The 18424-nt window shown below is 68.7% G+C and carries 22 protein-coding genes; 4 read left to right on the top strand and 18 right to left on the bottom strand.

Annotated elements, in window-relative coordinates; all coding sequences use genetic code 11:
- Positions 1-121: 121 nt before the first annotated feature.
- From ABFO07_RS02350 to ABFO07_RS02330, 5 genes are all read right to left on the bottom strand, one after another.
- Positions 122-799, bottom strand: coding sequence for a response regulator (locus ABFO07_RS02350; RefSeq protein WP_059564650.1), 678 nt, complete (start codon positions 797-799; stop codon positions 122-124).
- Positions 800-820: 21 nt separating this feature from the next.
- Complete coding sequence (locus ABFO07_RS02345) at positions 821-2188, bottom strand: sensor histidine kinase (protein WP_059923277.1); 1368 nt, start codon at positions 2186-2188, stop codon at positions 821-823.
- An 89-nt stretch (positions 2189-2277) separates the two neighbouring features.
- On the bottom strand, positions 2278-3126 hold the full coding sequence (locus tag ABFO07_RS02340) for an ABC transporter permease (protein WP_059564675.1): 849 nt from the start codon (positions 3124-3126) through the stop codon (positions 2278-2280).
- Between the two features lie 47 nt (positions 3127-3173).
- The gene (locus ABFO07_RS02335) at positions 3174-3971 is read right to left on the bottom strand and encodes an ABC transporter ATP-binding protein (protein WP_059882365.1); all 798 of its coding nucleotides are present in this window, start codon (positions 3969-3971) and stop codon (positions 3174-3176) included.
- Positions 3972-4078: 107 nt separating this feature from the next.
- Positions 4079-5086: an ABC transporter substrate-binding protein gene (locus tag ABFO07_RS02330; protein ID WP_059882363.1), complete on the bottom strand. Its 1008-nt coding sequence runs from the start codon at positions 5084-5086 to the stop codon at positions 4079-4081.
- Positions 5087-5570: 484 nt separating this feature from the next.
- On the opposite strand from ABFO07_RS02330, the gene ABFO07_RS02325 reads away from it, so the two are divergent.
- A complete protein-coding gene (locus tag ABFO07_RS02325; protein ID WP_060161840.1) occupies positions 5571-6215 on the top strand; it encodes a response regulator transcription factor in 645 nt (214 codons plus the stop codon).
- A gap of 30 nt (positions 6216-6245) precedes the next feature.
- Here the strand turns inward: ABFO07_RS02325 and fliR are convergent, their stop codons facing one another.
- The 9 genes from fliR to ABFO07_RS02280 form a co-directional block, all read right to left on the bottom strand.
- Positions 6246-7028, bottom strand: coding sequence for a flagellar biosynthetic protein FliR (fliR, locus tag ABFO07_RS02320; RefSeq protein ID WP_059882359.1), 783 nt, complete (start codon positions 7026-7028; stop codon positions 6246-6248).
- A gap of 28 nt (positions 7029-7056) precedes the next feature.
- Positions 7057-7329, bottom strand: a complete 273-nt coding sequence (fliQ, locus tag ABFO07_RS02315; protein ID WP_017334727.1) for a flagellar biosynthesis protein FliQ — start codon at positions 7327-7329, stop codon at positions 7057-7059.
- 16 nt (positions 7330-7345) lie between these two features.
- Entirely contained in the window at positions 7346-8104 is a 759-nt protein-coding gene (gene fliP / locus ABFO07_RS02310) for a flagellar type III secretion system pore protein FliP (protein ID WP_059564656.1), read from the bottom strand.
- Positions 8105-8186: 82 nt separating this feature from the next.
- On the bottom strand, positions 8187-8741 hold the full coding sequence (fliO, locus tag ABFO07_RS02305) for a flagellar biosynthetic protein FliO (protein WP_059993871.1): 555 nt from the start codon (positions 8739-8741) through the stop codon (positions 8187-8189).
- Complete coding sequence (gene fliN, locus ABFO07_RS02300; protein ID WP_059882356.1) at positions 8738-9232, bottom strand: flagellar motor switch protein FliN; 495 nt, start codon at positions 9230-9232, stop codon at positions 8738-8740. Before fliN ends, fliO begins: the two co-directional genes overlap by 4 nt.
- A complete protein-coding gene (gene fliM, locus ABFO07_RS02295; RefSeq protein ID WP_059564659.1) occupies positions 9225-10223 on the bottom strand; it encodes a flagellar motor switch protein FliM in 999 nt (332 codons plus the stop codon). Before fliM ends, fliN begins: the two co-directional genes overlap by 8 nt.
- 21 nt (positions 10224-10244) lie before the next feature.
- Positions 10245-10781: a flagellar basal body-associated protein FliL gene (fliL, locus tag ABFO07_RS02290; RefSeq protein ID WP_059810911.1), complete on the bottom strand. Its 537-nt coding sequence runs from the start codon at positions 10779-10781 to the stop codon at positions 10245-10247.
- A gap of 180 nt (positions 10782-10961) precedes the next feature.
- The gene (locus ABFO07_RS02285; RefSeq protein WP_059923281.1) at positions 10962-11684 is read right to left on the bottom strand and encodes an LrgB family protein; all 723 of its coding nucleotides are present in this window, start codon (positions 11682-11684) and stop codon (positions 10962-10964) included.
- A gap of 7 nt (positions 11685-11691) precedes the next feature.
- Complete coding sequence (locus ABFO07_RS02280) at positions 11692-12165, bottom strand: CidA/LrgA family protein (RefSeq protein ID WP_059906783.1); 474 nt, start codon at positions 12163-12165, stop codon at positions 11692-11694.
- A 138-nt stretch (positions 12166-12303) separates the two neighbouring features.
- On the opposite strand from ABFO07_RS02280, the gene ABFO07_RS02275 reads away from it, so the two are divergent.
- A complete protein-coding gene (locus tag ABFO07_RS02275; protein WP_059810913.1) occupies positions 12304-13230 on the top strand; it encodes a LysR family transcriptional regulator in 927 nt (308 codons plus the stop codon).
- 20 nt (positions 13231-13250) lie between these two features.
- Here the strand turns inward: ABFO07_RS02275 and ABFO07_RS02270 are convergent, their stop codons facing one another.
- From ABFO07_RS02270 to ABFO07_RS02255, 4 genes are all read right to left on the bottom strand, one after another.
- On the bottom strand, positions 13251-13637 hold the full coding sequence (locus tag ABFO07_RS02270; RefSeq protein ID WP_059906784.1) for a type II toxin-antitoxin system VapC family toxin: 387 nt from the start codon (positions 13635-13637) through the stop codon (positions 13251-13253).
- Positions 13634-13882 (bottom strand): type II toxin-antitoxin system Phd/YefM family antitoxin, encoded by a 249-nt coding sequence (locus ABFO07_RS02265; protein ID WP_059882355.1) that lies wholly within the window; start codon positions 13880-13882, stop codon positions 13634-13636. Before ABFO07_RS02265 ends, ABFO07_RS02270 begins: the two co-directional genes overlap by 4 nt.
- A gap of 116 nt (positions 13883-13998) precedes the next feature.
- On the bottom strand, positions 13999-15567 hold the full coding sequence (locus tag ABFO07_RS02260) for a DHA2 family efflux MFS transporter permease subunit (RefSeq protein WP_059564666.1): 1569 nt from the start codon (positions 15565-15567) through the stop codon (positions 13999-14001).
- 146 nt (positions 15568-15713) lie between these two features.
- Positions 15714-16202 carry a MarR family winged helix-turn-helix transcriptional regulator gene (locus ABFO07_RS02255; protein ID WP_059564667.1) on the bottom strand — a complete coding sequence of 163 codons (489 nt, stop codon included), beginning with the start codon at positions 16200-16202 and terminating at the stop codon, positions 15714-15716.
- 164 nt (positions 16203-16366) lie between these two features.
- On the opposite strand from ABFO07_RS02255, the gene ABFO07_RS02250 reads away from it, so the two are divergent.
- Together ABFO07_RS02250 and ABFO07_RS02245 are read left to right on the top strand one after the other, a co-directional pair.
- The gene (locus tag ABFO07_RS02250) at positions 16367-16645 is read left to right on the top strand and encodes a hypothetical protein (RefSeq protein WP_059810916.1); all 279 of its coding nucleotides are present in this window, start codon (positions 16367-16369) and stop codon (positions 16643-16645) included.
- 214 nt (positions 16646-16859) lie between these two features.
- Positions 16860-18416: an efflux transporter outer membrane subunit gene (locus ABFO07_RS02245; RefSeq protein WP_347468197.1), complete on the top strand. Its 1557-nt coding sequence runs from the start codon at positions 16860-16862 to the stop codon at positions 18414-18416.
- Positions 18417-18424: the final 8 nt, after the last annotated feature.

Below are 18424 nucleotides of genomic sequence, written 5' to 3'. Positions count from 1 at the left end.
CGCGTGCCGGGATCTGCGGCGTTTGCGTGAATACAACAGTGAGCGCGGTCGGCCCATGGCGATTGCGCGGACGTGCGAAAGCGCTGCCGCGCCGGCGGCAGGCCGTTGGGGGCGCGCGGCGTCAGCCCTGCGCGGCCTTCTCGCGCAGGATGTAGCCGAGCCCGCGCAGCGTGATGATCTCCGCCGTGCTGGGCGCGAGATGCTTGCGCAGCCGGTGGATGTAGATGTCGATCGCGTCCGCGCTCGGCTCGTCGTCGAGCGCGAACACGCTGTCCATCAGCCGCGCCTTCGATACGGTCTTGTTCTGCTGCAGCATCAGCGTCTCGAGGATCGCGTGCTCGCGGCGGCGCAGCGCGAGCGGCACGTCGTGGCAGCGGAATTCGCGCGTGCCGAACGCGTAGACGAGATCGCCGCACACCAGCTGCGTCGCGCCGACGCCCGCTTGCCGGCGGATCAGCGCGCGGATCCGCGCGACCAGCTCGCGCGACTCGAACGGCTTCACCACGTAATCGTCGGCGCCCGCGCCGAAGCAGTCGACCTTGTCGTCGACCGAGCCGTGCGCGGTCAGCATCAGCACCGGCACGTTGTCGTTGCGGCGCCGCAGGCGCGCAAGCACTTCCTTGCCGCTGATGCCCGGCAGCCGCATGTCGAGCAGCACTGCGTCGTAGCGCTCGGTCTTCAGCACCGCGTCCGCGCCTTCGCCGTCGCCGACGCTGTCGACCGCGAAATCCTCGCCGCGCAGCAGGTTCACGATCCAGTGCGCGAGTTCGGCGTTGTCTTCGACCAGCAGGAGTTTCATTGCAGCGTCTCTTCGAACTCTTCAAACATACGCAGGCAGCCGCACCGTCACGACGATCCCGCGGTTGCCGGGCCCCGGCGCGAGCGACGCCATCCCGCCGTGCGCCTGCGCGATCTCGCGCACGATCGCGAGGCCGAGGCCCGAGCCTTCGGTGTCGCTCGACACGCGGTAGAAGCGCTTGAACACGTGCGGGCGCGCCTCGGCCGGAATGCCCGGGCCGTTGTCGATCACGTCGAGCACGACGGTATCGCCGTCGCGGCGCGCGGCGACCGTCACGCAGCCGCCCGGCTGCGTATAGCGTACCGCGTTGTCGACGAGGTTCATCACGAGCGCCGTCAAGAGGCTCGCGCTGCCCGTCACGTCGAGCTGCTCGCCGAGGTCCGCGCCGAGGTCGATGTCGCGCCGCTGCGCGAGCACGATCGTTTCCTCGAACACGCTCGACACCACCGCGGCGAGATCGACGCGCTGGGTCAGCAGCGTCGGCGGCGTCGCCTCCGCGTGCGCGAGCAGCAGCAGCTTGTCGGTCACGTCGGCCATCTTGCGGCTGCTGCGCTGCATGCTGTCGAGCATCGCGCTCAGCTCCGGGTCGTCGCGCTCGCGCTGCTGCGCGTACTGGATCTGCGTGTCGAGCACCGCGATCGGCGTGCGCAGCTGGTGCGCGGCATCGGCGATGAAGCGCCGCTGCGTCGCCGTGTGCGTGTTCAGCCGCGCGATGCACTGGTTGATCGCGTCGACGATCGGCCGCAGCTCGTGCTGCAGCCGCTCGGGGCGGATCGGCTCCAGCTCCATCGGCCCGCGGTCGGCCACGTCGTCCTTCAGCTTCATCAGCGGCCGCAGCTCGAAGGTCAGGCCGAGATACACGAGCACGACTGCGAGCAGCAGCATCAGCGACAGGCGCACGAGCTGCGGCCGCCAGATCGTGTCGAGCATCGCGCCGCGCGAGCGCGTCGTCTTCGCGACCACGACCGTCACCGTCTCCACCTGGCCTTCGTTGTACAGCTGCCGGTCGTACGCGACCGCGCGCAGCGCGATGCCGTCGAGCGCCGTGCGGTACAGCGTCGGCTCGGCGCCATGCCGAGCGGGCAGGTCGAGCTCGGGATTGCCCGCGAGCAGCCGGCCGTGGCCGTCGATCACCTTGTAGAACACCGAATCGCGCGACGGCGATTCGAAAATCTCCAGCGCGGCGGGCGGCACGTCGGCCGCCAGGTAGCCGTTGCGCCACTCGACGTCCTCGCCGATCGTGCGCGCGGACGCGACGAGCGCGCTGTCCTGCACGAGGTCGGCGGTGCGCCGCGCGGTGTCGTACGACATCGCGCCCGCGATCAGCACGAACGCCGCGAGCGGCAGCAGCAGCCACCAGAGCAGCCGCCCGCGCAGGCTGTGCGTCATTCGTTCCCGCTCCTTTCCCTGAATGCCGAACCGCGCCGGGGCCGGGGCGGCCTCGGGCGCGGTCGGGGTCGAACGCGATCGTGCGGCGTTCAGAACGCGGCCGGCCGCCACTTCAGCAACCGCCTCTCGAGCCAGGTCAGCAGGTAGTCGGCGGCGAGCGCGACCACGGCCAGCACGATCATCGCCGCGAACACGCCGCTCGCGTTGAACGCGCCCTGCGCGGTGGAGATCAGCAGGCCGATGCCCTGCTTGGAGCCGAGGAACTCGCCGACCACCGCGCCGACCAGCGCGAAGCCGAAGCTCACGTGCAGGCTTGCGAGAATCCAGGAGAGCGCCGACGGAATCACGACCGACGTGGTGATCTGCCGGCGCGACGCGCCGAGGATCTGCGCGTTCGCGATCAGGTAGCGGTCCGCTTCGCGCACGCCCTGGAACGCGTTGCCGAACACGACGAAGAACACCATCACGACGGCCAGCGCGATCTTCGACGCCATGCCGAGGCCGAGCGCGATCACGAAGATCGAGCCGAGCACGACGCGCGGGATCGAGTTGGCGATCTGGATGTAGAGGCCGAACACGTCGGCCATCAGCTTGTTGCGGCCGAGCACGATCCCGCAGATCACGCCGGCCACCGAGCCGATCACGAAGCCGATCGTGGTTTCCTCGAGCGTCACCCACACCTGCGTGAGCAGCGGCCCCTGCGACGTGCCGTTGACGAACCAGTCCTGGAGCTGCGCGAAGATCAGCGTCGGCTGCGAGAAGAAGAACGGATCGATCCACTTGAGCCGCGCGGCGAGTTCCCAGCCGCCCAGCACGACGACGAGCACGGCGATCCGCAGCCCGATGATCAGTTGCCGGCGGCGGCGCAGCCGGGTTTGCGCGGCGCGCTGCGCGTCTTCCAGCGAGCCCGCGTTCATGGCGGAAGTGGGAAGCGTCATGTCGGTCATGCTCCTGTCCTTGCTCTGTCCTGTTGCTGTTGCTGCGTTCAGCCGATCTGCACTTCTTCGCGCAGGTCGTGCCAGATGTCCTTGGAAATCTCGATGAAATGCGGGTGATAGCGAATCTCCGACGTGACGCGCGGGCGCGGCAGGTCGATCTCGTACACGCGCTTGAGCGTCGCGGGGCGCGCGGTCAGCACGAACACGCGGTCGGCAAGCGCGATCGCCTCCTCGAGGTCGTGCGTGACGAACACCACCGAGCCCTTGTTCGCGGACCACAGCTGCAGCAGCTCGTCCTGCATCAGCGTGCGGGTCTGCATGTCGAGCGCGGAGAACGGCTCGTCCATCAGCAGGATTTCCGGCTGGTTGATGAAGGTCTGCGCGAGCGCGACGCGCTTCCTCATCCCGCCCGACAGCTGGTGCGGGTAGTGCTTCGTGAACTTGTCGAGGCCGACCTTGCGGATCCATTCCTCGGCCTGCCCGTACGCGACGTCCTTCGAGCGGCCGCGGAACAAGGGGCCCGCGGCGACGTTGTCGATCACGTTGCGCCACGGGAACACCGCGTCGGCCTGGAACACGAAGCCGATGCGCGGGTCGATCCCGTCGACCGGGCGGCCCATCACGCGCACTTCGCCCGACGCGGGCTTGAGCAGCCCGGTGATCAGGTTGAGCGTCGTCGACTTGCCGCAGCCGGTCGGCCCGACGATCGCGATGAACTCGCCGCGCGCGACGCTCATGCTGAAATCGCGCAGCGCGATGGTTGCCTTGCCTTCCGGCGAGATGAAGCGGCACGACACGTTGCGAAACTCGATCGCCGGTGTGCTCGGTGAAACTGCCTGGGTCATCGCATTCGTCCTGCGGGTGGAAGGCGCCGCCTGTGCAGGCCGCGCCGGGGCCGGTCAGCCGGGCCGGAACGGGGGAGCGCGGCGGCGGGATCGTCCGCCGCCGGCGCTTATTTCGCGCTCACGTACTCGTTGGTGTAGGTCCGCGCGAGGTCGATGTGCTTGCCCTTCACCGACGGGTTGAACGCCGACAGCACCTTCAGCACCGTCGCCGGGCCGTCGGCGGGCATCTTCGCGTCGGCGGTGTACATCGGCAGCGACGCCTTCAGCGCGCTCACGTACAGCGCCTTGTCCTTCTGGTAGTCGGCCGGCATCTTCGCGGCGATCTCCTCGGCGCTGTGCGTATGGATGAACTGCATCGTCTTCGCGAACGCATGCGCGAGCTTCGTCGCCTGCGCCTTGTGCGAATCCGCCCACGCGGACTGCACGTACAGGCTCGCGGCCGGATAGGTGCCGCCGAGCGCCGCGCGCGTGCCTTCGAGCGTGCGCAGGTCGACCAGCACCTTCGCGTCGCCCATCTTCTCGAGCGCGGACACGGTCGGCTCGGTCGTCATCCCGGCGTCGATCCGGCCCTGCTTGATCGCCGCGATGAAGCTCGCGTCGGCGCCCACCGGCAGCATCGTGTACTGCGTCGACGGCACGCCGTGCTGCAGCGCAAGGTATTGCGTGAGGAAACTCGTCGACGAGCCGAGGCCCGTCACGCCGAGCGTCTTGCCTTTCGCGTCGGCCATCGACTTGAAGGACGGCGCGGCCTTGGTCGACACCATTTCGACCTCGCCCGGCACCTGGCCGAACACGGCGATCGCCTTCACGTCCTTGCCCTTGCTCTGCAGGTCGATCGTGTGGTCGTAGAAGCCCACCACGCCCTGCACCGCGCCCGCGAGCAGCTCGTTCTCGGCGTCGACGCCGGCCGGCTGCGACAGCAGCTCGACGTCGAGCCCCTGTTCCTTGAAGTAGCCGAGCTCCTGCGTCAGGCGCGCCGGCAGGTAGATCAGCTTCGCGATGCCGCCCACCATGATCGTGATCTTGCCGCCGTCGTCGGCCGCGACGGCGGGGTGCGCGGCGAACGCGCAGGTCAGGCTGGCTGCAACGGCGAGGTGGCGCAGGATGGGTCGCATCGGGGTGTCTCCGGTCGTTATCGGTATGGCGCGGTCATTGCGCGCATCGTTGTAACGAGTATAGGGACGCGAAACCTTCCGCAACCTTTCGCGGACCCGTCATTCCTTTAGGGGTTTTCCAGCAATCCGGCAGCCGGCCCGGGCTGCCCGGCCTGCGACAGGCGGGCGGGCGCAAGGTCTGGCGATTAGGCACGATTTAGGATGCTGATCGGATTATTCGATCTGAAATAGGACAAGTTCCATAAAAATGAAACGCATCAAAGCGCGAATCTTGCCGATTTATTTTTTGAGATTTCTCGTTTGATATATTCGGGCAATGCATTTTCGGTTTGAGTCATTATTCATGCGCTTATCCATGAATAATCGCGCCTTCCTTCGATTCGCCCGCGCACGAACTCCGGAAAAGCAGGCTGCTCTCCCACCGGCGCCGTTGCACAAGGCGTCGCCGTATCGATGATCGACGAAGCATTTTTCAATTCGAGATATGAATGCAATATCCGTCGCCATTGCCGACGACCATCCCGTGGTACTGGAATTACTCGATCGCCTGCTGGAACGGACGCCGCCGTTTCGCGTCACGCATACATGCCGCAGCGGCACGGCATTGATCGCCGCGCTGATGCAGGCCCCGGTCGACATCGCCGTCGTCGATTATTCGATGAGCCGCGGCGAGCGCCCGCTCGACGGGCTTCCGCTGCTGCGCAAACTGCGCAGCGTCGCGCCGCGCACGCGGTGCGTGATGTTCACCGCGCAGTCGAACCCCAGCGTGCTCGCGGCGGCGCTCAGGCTCGGGGTGGTCGCGATCGTCAGCAAGGAAGACCCGATCGACGAGATCGTCCGCGCGTGCCGGCGGCTCGACACGTCCGGCGCCTGCTACCTGTCGCCGACGGTCCGCGCCACGTTCGAGCGCGGCGACGCGGGCCCGCCCGGGCAGGAATCGGCGCTCACGGCCCGGGAACTCGATGTCGTGCGGCTGTTCGCGTCCGGGCATACGCTGCAGGACATCGCGAAGCAGCTCGGCCGCTCGGTCAGCACCGTGTCGACGCAGAAGCACACGGCGATGCGCAAGCTGCAGGCCGATACGAACATCCACCTGATTCGCTATGCATACGAAAACGGCCTGATCTGATTGCGCCGCGCGCGTTGCGACGCATGCGCGTCAGCGCAGGCCCGCGACGACCCGGCCCATCGTATCGAGCCCCATGTCGAACAGCCGGCCGAAGAACGGCACCATGTTCGGCACCATCAGCTGCACGAGCAGCAGGCCGACCAGCATCGTGACCGGGAAGCCGACCTGGAAGATGCCGATCTGCGGCGCCGCGCGGTTCAGGATGCCGAGCGCGAGGTTCGCGATCAGCAGCGCCACGACCACCGGCAGCGCGAGCAGCAGCCCCATCTGGAATACCGCCGCGCCGGACGCGGCGAGCGTGCGCCAGCCGGGCGCGTGCAGCAGGTCGGCCGAGATCGGCAGCGTCTGGAACGACGCGGTGAGCGCGGCGAACACCTGCAGGTGGCCGTCGAACGCGAGGAAGGCGAGCAGCGCGACCGCGTTCAGGAAGCGGCCCATCACCGGCGTCGCGCCGTTCGAATGCGGATCGAAGAAGGTCGCGAAGCCGAGGCCCATCGACAGGCCGATCGCATCGCCCGCGGCCTGCGCGGCGGCGAACACGACCTGCATCGTGAAGCCCATCGCGACGCCGATCAGGAACTGCGTGACGATGATCCAGATGCCCTGCGCGGAAAACACCGTGGCGGCCGGCAGCGGCCCGAGCGTCGGCGCGACGACCAGCGCCATGAACGCGGCGAGGCCGACCTTCGCGCGCGCGGGCACCGACGGGTGGCCCGTCACCGGCGCGGTCGCGACCAGCGCGAGCATCCGCACGAACGGCCACAGGAAGGCCGTGAGCCAGACGTTGAGCTGCGCGTAGGTGACCGAGAACATCGCCGGAGTCGAGAAGCGGGCGCGCCGCTCAGCCCACGCCGAGCGTCGCGACGTGCAGCAGCGTCTGGCGCAGGTAGTCGAGCAGCGTCGTCATCATCCAGGGGCCGGCGATCACGAGCGTCGCCGCGACCGCGAGCAGCTTCGGGATGAACGACAGCGTCGATTCGTTGATCTGCGTCGCCGCCTGGAACAGGCTCACGACGAGGCCGACCGCCAGCGCGACGAGCAGCAGCGGCGCGGAAATCAGCAGGCCGATCATCATCGCCTGGTGGGCGAGCGTCATCACTTGTTCGGGCGTCATCGCACGCTCCCGGGGGTCAGGCGAAGCTCTGCGCGAGCGAGCCGAGCAGCAGCTGCCAGCCGTCGACGAGCACGAACAGCATCAGCTTGAACGGCAGCGACACGGTGGACGGCGACACCATCATCATCCCCATCGACATCAGCACGCTCGCGACCACCATGTCGATGATCAGGAACGGGATGAAGATCGTGAAGCCGATCTGGAAGCCCGTCTTCAGCTCGCTCGTGACGAACGCGGGCACCAGCAGCGACAGCGGCACGTCCTCCGGGCCCTGCATCGGCCCGGCCTTCGAGATCTTCGCGAACAGCGCGAGATCGGTCTCGCGGGTCTGCTTCAGCATGAAGGTCTTGAACGGCGCGACGCCGCGCTGCACCGCCTGCTCCATCGGCACGCTGCCGTCGGAGAACGGCTTGTAGCCGTCGTTGTACGCGCGGTCGAGCACCGGCGACATCACGAAGAAGGTGAGGAACATCGCGAGGCCGACCAGCACCTGGTTCGGCGGCGTCGACGCGGTGCCGATCGCCTGGCGCAGCAGCGACAGCACGATGATGATGCGCGTGAAGCTCGTCATCATCAGCAGCATCGCCGGCAGGAACGACAGCATCGTGAGCAGCAGCATCGTCTGCACGCTCAGCGAGTAGGTCGTGCCGCCGTTCGGGCCCGGGGCCGCGTTGAAGGCCGGCAGGCCCGCCTGCGCGCATGCGAGCGCGGGGGCTAGGCCGAGGATCAGCACGGGCGCGAGTTGCGCCGCGCGGCGCAGGAAGACGTGTTTCATCGAAGTGCGGTGTAGGGAAGAGGGCGCGCGGGCCGTGGCGGCGCTGGGCGCCGGGCGGGCGGCGTCGCGGCGCGGCGGCATGTCAGCGATCCTTGTCGCGCCCGAGGCGTTTCGCGGCTTCGCCCGCGAGCGCGCTGCGAAAGCGCTGGCCGAACGTGCCGTGCAGGCCGCCGCCGGCGGCGGACGGCGCGGCGCCCGCCGGGGCGTCCGCCGCCATGGCCGCGGCCGAGCCGGCCGGCAGCGTGTGCAGCAGCCGCACGTTGCCGGGCGCGACGCCGAGCACGAGCCAGGTGTCGCCGATCTCGACGATCGTCGCGCGCTCCTTCGTGCCGACCGCGACGCTCGACACGACCTTCAGCGGGCCGCCGCGCCCCGCCGGCTGGAAGCCGAAGCGGCGCGCGAGCCATGCGCAGCCGAACACGAGGCCGATCACGAGCGCGAGCCCGACGAGCGTCTGCAGCACCGCGCCGACGCCGAGCGACGGCGCGGCCGAGCCGACCACCACGCTCGACGCGATCTGGCCCGCGTGGTTCACCGCGTTCATGTCCGCGGCGGCGGCCGTGCCGGCGTGCAGCGCGACGGCGGCGGCGCAGGCCGCGAACGCGATCGCGCGGCGGCCGGACGGCGCGCAGGTCATCGATTCAGCTTCCGGATGCGCTCGGACGGCGTGATGATGTCCGTCAGGCGGATGCCGAACTTGTCGTTGACGACCACCACCTCGCCCTGCGCGATCAGGCAGCCGTTCACGAGCACGTCCATCGGCTCGCCGGCCATGCCGTCCAGCTCGACGACCGAGCCCTGCGCGAGCTGCAGCAGGTTGCGGATCGCGATCTTCGTGCGGCCGAGCTCCACGGTCATCTTGACCGGGATGTCGAGGATCATGTCGATGTCGTTGTGCGTCGCGTTCGACGCGGCCTTCGACAGCGGCTGGAACACGCCGGCGCCCGTCGCGCTGGCCGGCGCCGGCTGCTCGTTCTGCTCGGCGAGCGCGGCGGCCCAGTCGTCCAGGCCCTGTTCGCCGTCGGCGTCGGCCACGGCCACGGCAGCCGCCGCGGGGGCCGTCTCCACCAGCGCGGCGTCGGCGAGCGCTTGCGGGTCGAGCTCGGGTGTCGGATTCAGCTCACTCATATCCACCTTCCTTCAGTGCGTCGGCCGCGCTGATCATCTTCTGCACGCGCAACGCATATTGACCATTGAAAATCCCGTAACCGCATTCCATCACCGGCACGCCGTCGACCTTCGCGGTGATCGTGTCCTCGATCGCGAGCGGCAGCACGTCGCCTGCGCGCAGGTTGAGGATCTGCTCGAAGGTCACCGGAATCTCGGCGAGATTCGCGCTCAGCTCGACCTCGGCCGACTGCACCTGCTGCGACAGCACGCGCACCCAGCGGCGGTCGACTTCGAGCGCCTCGCCCTGGATCGGCGACGCGAGCACGTCGCGGATCGGCTCGACCATCGAGTACGGCATGCAGATGTGCAGCGTGCCGCCCGTCGGCCCGAACTCGATCGAGAACTGGGTGACGATGACGATTTCGTTCGGCGTCGCGACGTTCGCGAACTGCGTGTGCATTTCCGAGCGCACGAACTCGAACTGCAGCGGCCGCACGCTCTTCCATGCGGTCGTGTAATGCTCGAACACGAGGTTCAGCAGCTTGCCGATGATGCGCTGCTCGGTCGCCGTGAAATCCCGGCCCTCGACGCGCGTGTGGAAGCGCCCGTCGCCGCCGAACAGGTTGTCGACGACGAAGAACACGAGGTTCGGGTCGAACACGAACAGCGACGTGCCGCGCAGCGGCTTCACGTGCACCAGGTTCAGGTTCGTCGGGATCGGCAGGTTGCGGGTGAATTCGCTGTACTTCTGCACCTTCACCTGGCTGACGGAAATCTCCGCCGTGCGCCGCATGAAGTTGAAGATGCCGATGCGCAACAGCCGCGCGAAGCGGTCGTTGATGATCTCGAGGCCGGGCATCCGGCCGCGGACGATCCGCTCCTGCGTCGCGATGTTGTACGGGCGAACGCCGGCCGACTCGCGCTTGTCGTCATCCGCGTCGGCTTCGCCCGTGACGCCCTTGAGGAGTGCATCGACCTCCTCCTGGGACATGAACTCCGAGTGGCCCATCTGCGTTCCTTTGTCGGCGAGTTACTGAACGACGAACTCGGTGAACAGCACGTCGTCGACCTTCGCATGCTGGTTGCCCGGCTGCGTCGGCTGCTCGATCAGGCCCTTCAGCTCGCCGGCGAGCGCGCGCTTGCCGTCGGGCGTCGCGAGTTCCTCGGGACGCTTGTTGCTCAGCGCGAGCAGGATGCGGCTGCGGGTTTCCGGCATCCGCGCGGTCAACTGCTCCTGCGCCTTCGGGTCGGTGAGCTTCAGCGACAGGCCGACGCGCAGGTAGTGCTGGATGCCGTCGTCGGACTGCAGGTTCACGGTGAGCGGGTCGAGCGGGAAGAACACCGGCGCGGCCAGCGGCGGCGGCTCGACGGGCCCGCTCGCATGGCCGACGCCCTGCTTGCTCAGGAACACGTACATGCCGCCCGCGGCGGCAGCCGCCGCGCCGAGCGCGATGACGGCGAGAAGCGCGATGCGCTTGAGCTTGCCGGACGAAGCGGGCTTGTCGGCGGGCGGATTTGCGGTCGTGGAGGCCATGTGAATGCGTGCGTGGTGACTCGTAGCATGCATTGTTCGGCATCCGGCCCGAAGCCGATGGGCGGAAAAGAGGGGGGAATTGCGGCTATCTCAGGCGATTGTCGGGCGGGTGGCCCGGCCGGCGGCATGGAAACGGGGCATGATCGCCGCGGGCGGGCCGACGCCCGGGGCAGGGTGGCCGCACACCGCGCGGTGCGCGGCGGCGGCGCCTGATCAGATCGGCAGCAGCGACAGCAGCGGCGCGAGCAGCACCATCGCGACGCCCGCGATCATCATCGTCAGGCTCGACACGACGCCTTCCTCGCTGCCGATCTCGCGCGCCTTCGCGGTGCCGACCCCGTGCGCGGCCGCACCGAACAGCGCGCCGCGCGCGAGCCGCGTGCGCATCGGCACGAGCGCGAGCACGATTTCGCCGAGCAGCATCCCGCAGATGCCGGTCGCGATCACGAACAGCGCGGTGAGATCCTTCGGCGCATGGATCTTGTCGGAGACGGCCAGCGCGAACGGCGTCGACACCGAGCGGGTCATCAGCGAGCGCTGCAGCTCCGGCGACAGGTGCAGCAGCTTCGCGAGCAGCAGCGACCCGCACACGCCGGCGGCGATGCCCACCGCGACGCCGACCGACAGCGACAGCCAGTGGCGGCGGATCAGGTCGCGATAGTCGTAGATCGGCACCGCGAACGCGATCGTCGCCGGGCCGAGCAGCCACATCAGCCAGCGCGTGTCGCGGAAGTAGACCGAGTACGGGATGCCCGTCAGCGCGACGAGCGCGACCAGCACGCCGGGCACGAACACGAGCGGCGAGAACAGCAGCGTCTTCTTGTACGCGTAGAGCCGCTTCGACGCGAAGTACAGCGCGACCGTCAGCACGAAGCAGCCGACGGAGATCGCGGCATTCGTCTGGTCGGCGGACAGGTTCGACAGCAGCGCAAGCATCGCAGGCTCAGTGGGCGGACACGGTCGCGAGGCGCGCGCGGCGGCGTTCGGCGAACACGCGCTGCGCGGCGAGCCGGCGTTCGAGCTTCGCGGCGAGGTCGACGGCGACGGCTACCGCGACCATCACGAACGCGGTGCCGGCGAGCATGACCAGCGCGATGCGCCAGCCGTCCTCGCGGAACAGCCCGCCGTACTGGACGGCCGCGACGGCGGCCGGCACGAAGAACAGCAGCATGTCGGACAGCAGCCAGTTCGCGCCGTCCTTGACCCACGCCGGCGCGACGCGGCCCGAGAACAGCAGCACGAGCAGCACCGCGAGGCCGATCACGCCGGACGGCACCGGCAGCCCGACCGCACGCACGGCCCAGTCGACCGCCATCCACAGCACGCCGAGTGCGGCGGCCTGCAGCACGATCCGGCCCGTGCGCGCAACGTTGCCCGAAGCGGCGAGGTGGGCGGCGGTGGCGGTCGGTGTGGTCATGGCGGGCTCCCTGCATGTTTCATTGATGATGGGAGTATAGGGTTTCCCCTAACCATAAATAAAATGACTTGTCTCTATCCTTGTCATTCCAATTCGGAATTCGCTTTGTGTTCGCCGCACCAACCTGGGGAGTGATCGATGGAATTGCGCGCGCTGCGGTACTTCGTCGAGGTGGTCCGTCAGCAGAGCTTCACGGCGGCCGCCGACCGCCTGTTCGTCACGCAGCCGACCATCAGCAAGATGGTGAAGGCGCTCGAGGACGAGATCGGCTCGCCGCTGCTGCTGCGCGACGGCCGGCAGATGGTGCTGACCGACGCCGGGCGGATCGTGTTCCAGCGCGGCCAGGACGTGCTGGCCGCGCAGGCGCAGCTGCAGTCGGAGCTGAACGACCTCGGCACGCTCGGCCGCGGCGAGCTGACGATCGGCATCCCGCCGCTCGGCGGGTCGCTGTTCACGCCGATCATCGCCGCGTACAAGCAGCGCTACCCGAACATCGAGCTGAAGCTGTTCGAGCAGGGCGCGCGCATGATCGAGGCGGCGCTGATGTCGGGCGAGCTGGAGCTGGGCGGGCTGCTGGAGCCGGTCGATCCCGCCGTGTTCGACCGGCTGCCGATGGTGCGCGCGCCGCTGTGGCTGGTCGCGCCGCGCGAGTCGCGCTGGGAGGATCACGCGGCGGTGCCGCTCGCGGATCTCGCGCGCGAGTCGTTCGTGTTCTACGCGGAAAGCCTCGCGCTGCACGACGCAGTGCTCGACGCGTGCCGGCAGGTCGGCTTCACGCCGTCGATCGTGAGCCGCAGCGGCCACTGGGATTTCATGGCCGCGCTCGTGCACGCGGGCGTCGGCATCGCGCTGCTGCCCGAGCCGTATTGCCGGCGCCTCGACGTGGGGCAGTTCACGTGCCGGCCGATCGTCGAGCCGGAGATCACGTGGGCGATCGCGCTCGGCTGGCTGAAGAAGGGTTATCTGTCGCACGCGGCGCGTGCGTGGCTCGACGTCGCGCGGGCGACGCTGCCGGTCGCGCCGGTCGACGATCTCGCGTTCGGCGGGTTGCGGGCGCGGGAGTGAGGGGCGGGCGCGGCGCGCGATCAGACGTGCTGGACGGGGCCTGGATACCGGGCAACGGTGTAGTCGTGCGTGAGCAGGGTGACGCCCTCCGAAATCGCCTGCGCGATCAGCAGGCGATCGAACGGGTCGCGATGAACCGGCGGCAACTGCTCGACCGCGAGGACGTGTGTGCTGGTGATCGGCAGCTCCACATAGCCGGCGTCGAGCAGATTGCGGCGAAGGACATGTGGCTCGACCTGAAAATCGTCTCGATCCAGCCCGCGCTTGATGACGATCTCCCAGAGACTCACCACGCTGAAGAGCAGGGTATGGGCGGAATTCTCGATGAGCGCACGGGCGCGGCTCGGCAGCTCCGCCGCATCAGCGGCGGCCCAGAGGATCAAATGGGTGTCGAGCAGCAGTTTCACGCGTCGCCCTCGAACAGCTTCCGGATGTCGTCCCCGCCCATCGAGTCGAAATCGTTCGGAACGCTGATCTGTCCCTTCATGAAGCCAATCCGACTCGGCGGAGCCGGTTCCCGCGTATCGATCGGCACGACTTTGACAAGCGGCTTGCCGGCTTTTGCGATGACGAACGGCTCGCCGGCATGCACGGCCTCGTCGATCAGACGCGACAGGTTCGTTTTCGCTTCATGCATGTTGTAGGTCTGCATTGCACCCTCCAAATGAACTAAGTCCAGTTAAATCTTAGACTTAGTTTATTTGAGCAATGCGAGCCGCGCAATCATCCGGAAGATATAGGACACGCCCCGCGACGCCGCCCCACCCATCAATGCCCCATCGCCGGCCCCGCGCCCTTTCTCGGCTTCGTGATCCACACGAGCGCCGCGAGCGCGATGAACATGATCGCCGACAGATGGAAGAAGTCGTTGGTGGCCATCATGAAGCCCTGCTGCGTGACGATCTGGTTGAGCTGCGCGTTGGCCGTCTGCCCGACGATGCCGAGCTGCGACAGCGCGCCCTGGTAGTCGGTCGTGTTCTGCGCATAGACGCTCACCGATTCCGACAGCCGCGCGTGGTGGTAGATCGCGTCGTTCTCCCAGAACGTCGAGCTGGCCGCGGTGCCGATCGCGCCGGACAGCGTGCGCAGGAAGTTCGACAGCCCCGACGCGCTCGCGAGCCGGTCGTCGGAGATGCTCGACAGCGTGATCGTCGTCATCGGCACGAAGAAGCACGCCACGCCGATCCCCTGCACGAGGCGCGGCAGGATCACGTGGTTGAACGGCACGTCGAGCGTGAACGTCGAGTTCCAGATCGACACGCCGGCGAACACGATGAACGCGAAGCTCGCGACCATCCGCAGGTCGAGCCGGTGCATGTTGCGGCCGATCAGCGGCGACAGCACCAGCGCGAGCAGCCCGACCGGCGCGGTCGCGAGGCCGGCCTTGCCGGCCGTGTAGCCCATCACCGTCTGCAGCCACAGCGGGAAGATCACCACCGAGCCGAAGAACGCCATGAAGCCGAACGAGATGATCAGCGCGCCGAGCGCGAAGTTGCGGTCCTTGAAGAGCGTGAGGTCGACGACGGGCTCCTTCTCGGTCGCCTCCCACACTAGCATGAACGCGAGCGACACCACCGCGATCAGCGCGAGCGCGACGATGAACGACGAGCTGAACCAGTCGCGGTCCTTGCCGAGGTCGAGCATCATCTGCAGGCACGACACGCCGATCACGAGCAGCGCGAGGCCGACCGCGTCGATCCGCTGCTTGGTCGTCTTCGTCTCGCGGCCGCGCAGCAGGAAGTACGCGCAGGCCGCCGAAAAGATGCCGATCGGCAGGTTGATGTAGAAGATCCACGGCCACGTGTAGTTGTCGCTGATCCAGCCGCCCAATAACGGGCCGAAGATCGGCGCGACGATCACCGTCATCGCCCACAGCCCGAGCGCGAGCCCGCGCTTCGCGGGCGGGTAGCTGCGCATCAGGATCGTCTGCGACAGCGGCACCATCGGCCCCGACACGAGCCCCTGCAGGAGCCGGAACGCGATCAGCGTCTCGAAGTTGGTCGCAAAGCCGCACAGCGCCGACGCGATCGTAAACGCGAGCACCGACAGCGTGAAGAGGCGCACCTCGCCGACCCGCCGCGCGAGCCAGCCGGTGAGCGGCACTGCGATCGCGGACGCGACCGAGTACGACGAGATCACCCAGGTGCCCTCGCTCGTCGCGACGCCGAGGCTGCCCGAGATGGTCGGCACCGCGACGTTCGCGATCGACGTGTCGAGCACTTCCATGAAGGTGCCGAGCGCGAGCCCGATGGTGAGCAGCGCGAGCGTCCCGCCGGATAGCGGCGCGGGTTCGGCGGGACGGGAGGCGGGAGCGGCGGAAGCCGTGGTGGCGGACATCGGAATCTCCTAGGTCAGATCGCGCCCGGGCGCGGGCCGGCGGAATCGACCGGACGACGGGCGAACGGTGAAGCGTGACTTGTCATCATCTGCCCAGACAGACATATAAACGAACGTTTAACCCAGACATCGGCCCCTCCTGTATGTCAGCAGCCCGGTGCGCCGGGCGCGTCGCACGCGAGCGTGCCGGGGCCGTTCGCGATGAAGCGCTGCAGCAGGCCCGTGAGCAGCGCGAGCTCGTCGGCCGAGAAGCCGGCGAGCTGCGCGTTGAGCGCGGTCGCGATCACCGACGGCAGCGCGCGGGCCGCCTCGGCGCCGTGCGCCGTCAGCGACAGCTCGATCACGCGGCGGTCCCGCTCGCTGCGCGCCCGGGTGATGAAGCCCTTGCGCTCGAGGCGGTCGAGCAGCCGCGTCATCGAGCCGCTGTCGTACGACATCTTGCGCGACAGCTCGAACGGCGTGCGCGCGTAACCGCGCGACAGCAGCAGGATCACGCCGATCTGCTGCGCGGTCAGGTCGAGCGGCTCGAGCGCGCGGTCCATCCGCTCGACGAGCGCCTGGCGCGCCTTCGTCAGGTAGTAGCCGAGGCTCGTTTCCAGCTCGATGCTGGCGGGATCGTAAAGGCCGTCGTTCATTCGATTGCGCGTGCTGCAACAGTGTCTTGACGGAAAAACGCGCCCAGTATCTTGAAAATTGATTGCTTAGTCAATATTATTTCAGGCAACCAGTTACGACGTGCGCCTGCACTGCCGGAGACGATGTTCTGACCTGCCTTGCCCGCGTTGCCGGGCCCCCGAGGATGTTCGCGATGCTGTCCCTGAAAAATGCCGCCGGCGCACTGCGCCGCAACCTGACCGATACCGCTCACCATGTATTCTCCGGGCCGCACCGCGGCTGGAAGATCGCGCTGTACGTCGCGATGCTGGTGTTGCCGGGCGGATCGCTCGCGGCGCTCGGGTTCGCCTGGTTCGATCATCGCCGGCAGCGGGGCGCGAAGGGCGCGCGCCAGGGCGAACGCAAGGCCGCCGCCACGGAGCCGTCGTCATGGCGCGCGGCCGCCATCGAGCCCGCCCGCTGACGCCGGGCCGCGAGCGCGCGCCGCGGCCGGCGCACGCGATGCGTAATGCCCGGTAAACCGGCCCGCCGCGCCGGTAACACATTCCTGCCGCCGCGCGCCTTACCCTAACGGCTGCGCGGCTTTCCCGCCGTCAGTTACCATTTGTCCGCCTGCGGCCTGCCGGCCGCCCCACGCAGGTTCGCCAGCCGGCCTCGCGTCCAGACAGGAAACCACCATGCCGTACGCCCCCTCCCCACGCGAGCGCCGCCCGCTTGCCGCCGCCGTCGCCTTCGCGGCCGCCGTGCTGCTGGCCGGCTGCGCCGTCGGGCCCGACTATCACCGTCCCGACGCGCCGATGCCGGCCGCGTTCAAGGAAGCGCCCGCGGGCTGGAAGGTCGCGCAGCCGGCCGACCGCGCCGATCGCGGCGCGTGGTGGACCGTCTACGGCGACGCCGAGCTGAACACGCTGGTCGACCGGCTCAACGCGTCGAACCAGACCATCGCGCAATCGGCGGCCGCGTACCGGCAGGCGCGCGCGCTCGTCGACCAGGCGCGCGCCGCGTATTTCCCGACCGTCGGGCTCACCGCGTCGGGCTCGCGCGCCCGCACGCCGCGCTCGTCGCTGTCGTCCGGCTCGTCGTCGAGCGGCGGCGGCAGTTCCGGGTCGATCAGCAACAGCTACAGCGTCGGCCTCGACGCGTCGTGGGAGCCCGACCTGTGGGGCAAGGTGAGCCGCACGGTCGGCGCGCAGCGGGCGGGCGAAGCGGCGGCCGCGGCCGACCTCGCGAACGCGCGGCTGTCGCAGCAGGCGACGCTCGCGCAAACCTACTTCCAGCTGCGCACCGCCGATGCGCTGCAGAAGCTGCTCGACGACACCGTCGCGTCGTATCAGCGCGCGCTGCAGCTCACGCAGAACCAGTATGCGCAGGGCGTCGCCGCGCGCGCGGACGTGATCCAGGCGCAAACGCAGCTGCAGAGCGCACAGGCGGCGGCGATCGACAACGGCGTCGCGCGCGCGCAATACGAGCATGCGATCGCGACGCTGATCGGCGAGCCGGCGTCGACGTTCTCGCTGGCGCCGCTTCCGCTCACCGCCGAGCCGCCCGTCACGCCGGTCGACGTGCCGTCGGCGCTGCTCGAGCGCCGGCCCGACATCGCGGCGGCCGAACGCCGCGCGGCCGCGGCCAACGAACAGATCGGCGTCGCGATCTCGGCGTTCTTCCCGACGCTCACGCTGTCCGCGCAGGGCGGCGTGCAGAGCTCGGTGTGGTCGAACCTGTTCACGCTGCCGGCGCGCTTCTGGACGGTCGGCCCGCAGCTCGCGGCGACGCTGTTCGACGCGGGCCTGCGCGCCGCGCAAACGGACGCCGCGCGCGCGACCTACGACCAGGATGTCGCCGCGTACCGGCTCGCGGTGCTGACCGCGTTCCAGGACGTCGAGGACAACCTCGCGTCGCAACGCATCCTCGCGCAGGAAATCGACGTGCAGCGGCAGGCCGTGGACAGCGCCGAGCATGCGCTCGCGATCGTCACGAACCAGTACAAGGCGGGCACGGTCGGCTACCTGAACGTGCTGACCGCGCAGACCACCGCGTTCACCGCGCACCAGAAGCTCGCGACGATCTCCGGGCAGCGGATGGTGTCGTCGGTCGGGCTCGTGAAGGCGCTCGGCGGCGGCTGGGACGTGTCGCAGATGGCGCGCGAGACGGGCAGCGTGGCCGCGCCCGCGCCGGCAAGCGGCGCGATGCCCGTGGCGTCGGCCTCGTCGGCCGCACCGGCCGCGCAGAAATAGGCAGGGTG

This window comes from Burkholderia stagnalis (assembly GCF_039848545.1).
GTDB lineage: Bacteria > Pseudomonadota > Gammaproteobacteria > Burkholderiales > Burkholderiaceae > Burkholderia > Burkholderia stagnalis.
The sequence above is the reverse complement of the archived record's forward strand: the minus strand, read 5'-3'. Positions and strand labels throughout refer to the sequence as shown.

Bases quoted from the DNA above. Each gene is read 5' to 3' on its own strand.
- ABFO07_RS02350 (WP_059564650.1), bottom strand. From the start codon at position 799: ATGAAACTCCTGCTGGTCGAAGACAACGCCGAACTCGCGCACTGGATC.
- ABFO07_RS02345 (WP_059923277.1), bottom strand. From the start codon at position 2,188: ATGACGCACAGCCTGCGCGGGCGGCTGCTCTGGTGGCTGCTGCTGCCG.
- ABFO07_RS02340 (WP_059564675.1), bottom strand. From the start codon at position 3,126: ATGACGCTTCCCACTTCCGCCATGAACGCGGGCTCGCTGGAAGACGCG.
- ABFO07_RS02335 (WP_059882365.1), bottom strand. From the start codon at position 3,971: ATGACCCAGGCAGTTTCACCGAGCACACCGGCGATCGAGTTTCGCAAC.
- ABFO07_RS02330 (WP_059882363.1), bottom strand. From the start codon at position 5,086: ATGCGACCCATCCTGCGCCACCTCGCCGTTGCAGCCAGCCTGACCTGC.
- ABFO07_RS02325 (WP_060161840.1), top strand. From the start codon at position 5,571: ATGAATGCAATATCCGTCGCCATTGCCGACGACCATCCCGTGGTACTG.
- fliR (WP_059882359.1), bottom strand. From the start codon at position 7,028: ATGTTCTCGGTCACCTACGCGCAGCTCAACGTCTGGCTCACGGCCTTC.
- fliQ (WP_017334727.1), bottom strand. From the start codon at position 7,329: ATGACGCCCGAACAAGTGATGACGCTCGCCCACCAGGCGATGATGATC.
- fliP (WP_059564656.1), bottom strand. From the start codon at position 8,104: ATGAAACACGTCTTCCTGCGCCGCGCGGCGCAACTCGCGCCCGTGCTG.
- fliO (WP_059993871.1), bottom strand. From the start codon at position 8,741: ATGACCTGCGCGCCGTCCGGCCGCCGCGCGATCGCGTTCGCGGCCTGC.
- fliN (WP_059882356.1), bottom strand. From the start codon at position 9,232: ATGAGTGAGCTGAATCCGACACCCGAGCTCGACCCGCAAGCGCTCGCC.
- fliM (WP_059564659.1), bottom strand. From the start codon at position 10,223: ATGGGCCACTCGGAGTTCATGTCCCAGGAGGAGGTCGATGCACTCCTC.
- fliL (WP_059810911.1), bottom strand. From the start codon at position 10,781: ATGCATGCTACGAGTCACCACGCACGCATTCACATGGCCTCCACGACC.
- ABFO07_RS02285 (WP_059923281.1), bottom strand. From the start codon at position 11,684: ATGCTTGCGCTGCTGTCGAACCTGTCCGCCGACCAGACGAATGCCGCG.
- ABFO07_RS02280 (WP_059906783.1), bottom strand. From the start codon at position 12,165: ATGACCACACCGACCGCCACCGCCGCCCACCTCGCCGCTTCGGGCAAC.
- ABFO07_RS02275 (WP_059810913.1), top strand. From the start codon at position 12,304: ATGGAATTGCGCGCGCTGCGGTACTTCGTCGAGGTGGTCCGTCAGCAG.
- ABFO07_RS02265 (WP_059882355.1), bottom strand. From the start codon at position 13,882: ATGCAGACCTACAACATGCATGAAGCGAAAACGAACCTGTCGCGTCTG.
- ABFO07_RS02260 (WP_059564666.1), bottom strand. From the start codon at position 15,567: ATGTCCGCCACCACGGCTTCCGCCGCTCCCGCCTCCCGTCCCGCCGAA.
- ABFO07_RS02255 (WP_059564667.1), bottom strand. From the start codon at position 16,202: ATGAACGACGGCCTTTACGATCCCGCCAGCATCGAGCTGGAAACGAGC.
- ABFO07_RS02250 (WP_059810916.1), top strand. From the start codon at position 16,367: ATGTTCGCGATGCTGTCCCTGAAAAATGCCGCCGGCGCACTGCGCCGC.
- ABFO07_RS02245 (WP_347468197.1), top strand. From the start codon at position 16,860: ATGCCGTACGCCCCCTCCCCACGCGAGCGCCGCCCGCTTGCCGCCGCC.